Genomic DNA, 2,743 nt, shown 5'->3' with positions numbered 1-2,743 from the left:
CGCTTAGATAGCGTCGGCCCGCCGAACTCGTCCGGCGGGCCGTTCATTTTTGTCACAATCGGCGGCGCGTCAGATCACGCGTCCACCGTGTCCGCCATTTCCACGAATTCCGGAATTTGGTCGAAATTCATGTAGCGATAGACGTCGGCTTCCTTGCCCTTCAGGCCGCCGAGCTGCTCCATATATTCCGCAAAGGTCGGAATCTTGCCGAGCAGCGCCGCCACCGAAGCCAGTTCCGCCGAGGAGAGGTAGACCCGGGTGTCGATGCCCAGACGATTGGGGAAGTTGCGGGTCGAGGTCGAGACAGCCGTCGCGCCCTTGCGGACCTGCGCCTGGTTGCCCATGCACAGCGAGCAGCCGGGCATTTCCATGCGGGCGCCGGACTTGCCCAGCGTCGCATAATAGCCTTCCTCGGTCAGGATATGGGCGTCCATCTTGGTCGGCGGCGCGATCCACAGCCGGGTCGGAATGTCCGACTTGCCGGCGAGAATCTTTCCGGCGGCGCGGAAATGGCCGATATTGGTCATGCACGAGCCGATGAAGACCTCGTCGACCTTGTCGCCGGCGACCTCGGACAGAACTTTTACGTCGTCCGGATCGTTCGGGCAGGCGAGGATCGGCTCCTTGATCTCGCTCATGTCGATCTCGAACACCGCCGCATATTCGGCGTCGGCGTCCGGCTCCAGCAGCACCGGATTGGCGATCCAGGCCTGCATCGCGGCGATGCGGCGTTCGAGCGAGCGGCGATCCTGATAGCCGTTGGCGATCATCCACTTCATGAGCACGATGTTCGACTTCATATATTCGATGATCGGCTCCTTGTTCAGCCGCACCGTGCAGCCGGCGGCTGAACGCTCTGCCGAGGCGTCGGAGAGTTCGAAAGCCTGTTCCACCTTCAGATCCGGCAGGCCCTCGATTTCGAGGATGCGGCCGTTGAAGACATTCTTCTTGCCCTTCTTCTCGATCGTCAGCTCGCCGGTCTTGATCGCCGCCAGCGGAATGGCGTTGACGAGGTCGCGCAGCGTAATACCCGGCTGCATTTCGCCCTTGAAGCGGACAAGCACCGATTCGGGCATGTCGAGTGGCATGACGCCGGTCGCCGCCGCAAAGGCGACGAGGCCGGAGCCGGCCGGGAAGGAAATGCCGATCGGGAAGCGGGTGTGGCTGTCGCCGCCGGTGCCGACAGTGTCGGGCATCAGCAGGCGGTTGAGCCAGCTATGGATGACGCCGTCGCCCGGACGCAAGGCGACGCCGCCGCGATTCGAGATGAAGGTCGGCAATTCGCGATGGGTCTGGACGTCGACCAGCTTCGGATAAGCCGCTGTGTGGCAGAACGACTGCATCACCAGATCGGCGGAGAAGCCGAGGCAGGCGAGGTCCTTGAGCTCGTCGCGGGTCATCGGGCCGGTGGTGTCCTGCGAGCCGACGGTCGTCATCTTCGGTTCGCAATAGGTGCCCGGACGCACGCCCTTGCCTTCCGGCAGGTGGCAGGCGCGGCCGACCATCTTCTGGGCGAGGGTAAAGCCCTTGCCGCTGTCCTTCGGCTCGGCCGGCAGGCGGAACAGGGTCGAGACCGGAAGACCGAGCGCCTCGCGGGCGCGGGCGGTGAGGCCGCGGCCGATGATCAGCGGGATGCGGCCGCCGGCGCGCACCTCGTCGAAGATCACGTCGGACTTGACGGTGAATTCGGCGATGACCTCGCCATTCTTCAACGCCTTGCCGTCATAGGGCCGCAGTTCGACGACGTCGCCGGTCTCCATTTTCGAGACGTCGAGCTCGATCGGCAGCGCGCCGGCGTCTTCCATGGTGTTGTAGAAGATCGGGGCGATCTTCGTACCGAGGCAGACGCCGCCGAAGCGCTTGTTGGGGACGTAGGGAATGTCCTCGCCGGTGAACCACAGCACGGAATTGGTGGCCGACTTGCGCGAGGAGCCGGTGCCGACGACATCGCCGACATAGGCGACCGGCAAGCCCTTGGCGACCAGCGCCTCAAGCTGCTTGACCGGGCCGCGCACGCCCGGCTCGTCAGGAACGATGCCCGGGCGCGGGTTCTTCAGCATGGCCAGCGCATGCAGCGGAATGTCGGGGCGGGTCGAGGCGTCGGGCGCGGGCGACAGATCGTCGGTATTGGTCTCGCCATTGACCTTGAACACGGTGACGGTCAGCGAGGCGGGAACCTCGGGACGCGAGGTGAACCATTCGCCGTCGGCCCAGGACTGCAGCACGGCCCTGGCGTTGGAAGCGCCGATTCCTTGGCCCGTGTCGGCCAGCGCCTTGACGTCATGGAAATAGTCGAACATCAGCAGGGTCTTCTTGAGGCCCTCGGCGGCGGCGGCGCCGACGTCCCCATCGGGAAGCAGCTCGATCAGCGGCTTGATGTTGAAGCCGCCGAGCATGGTGGCGAGCAGTTCGGTGGCGAGCTTGCGCGAAACGAGCGCGTTCTTCTCTTCGCCCTTGGCCACTGCGTCGAGGAATCCGGCCTTGATCCTGGCGGCGTCATCGACGCCCGCGGGCACGCGATGGGTCAGCAGGTCGACGAGAAACGCTTCTTCGCCCGACGGCGGATCGCGCAGCAGCGCGATCAGCGCCTCCGTCTGCTTCGCCGAAAGCGGCAGCGGCGGAATTCCAAGAGCAGCGCGTTCCGCCACATGAGCGCGATAGGTTTCAAGCATCGACATCATTGACTCTTTCTCTGCAAGTAAGCGTGCGCGGCGGGCCGATCGCCGCGCCTCGAAAGAAACAC

1 protein-coding gene is annotated in these 2,743 nt (G+C 64.6%); it reads right to left on the bottom strand.

Annotation, left to right across the window (positions count from 1 at the left end; genetic code table 11):
* Positions 1-74 precede the first annotated feature (74 nt).
* Positions 75-2,678, bottom strand: a complete 2,604-nt coding sequence (gene acnB, locus ACE3S9_RS17940; protein ID WP_374547841.1) for a bifunctional aconitate hydratase 2/2-methylisocitrate dehydratase — start codon at positions 2,676-2,678, stop codon at positions 75-77.
* Positions 2,679-2,743 lie beyond the last annotated feature (65 nt).

It is taken from the genome of Rhodoblastus sp. (genome assembly GCF_041915505.1).
Lineage (GTDB): Bacteria > Pseudomonadota > Alphaproteobacteria > Rhizobiales > Beijerinckiaceae > Rhodoblastus.
Note: the sequence above shows the minus strand (reverse complement) of the source record. Positions and strands in the feature narration are given on the sequence as shown.

What these genes read in the sequence shown, in the direction of transcription:
- acnB (WP_374547841.1), bottom strand. Translation starts at nt 2,678, where the DNA reads ATGTCGATGCTTGAAACCTATCGCGCTCATGTGGCGGAACGCGCTGCT.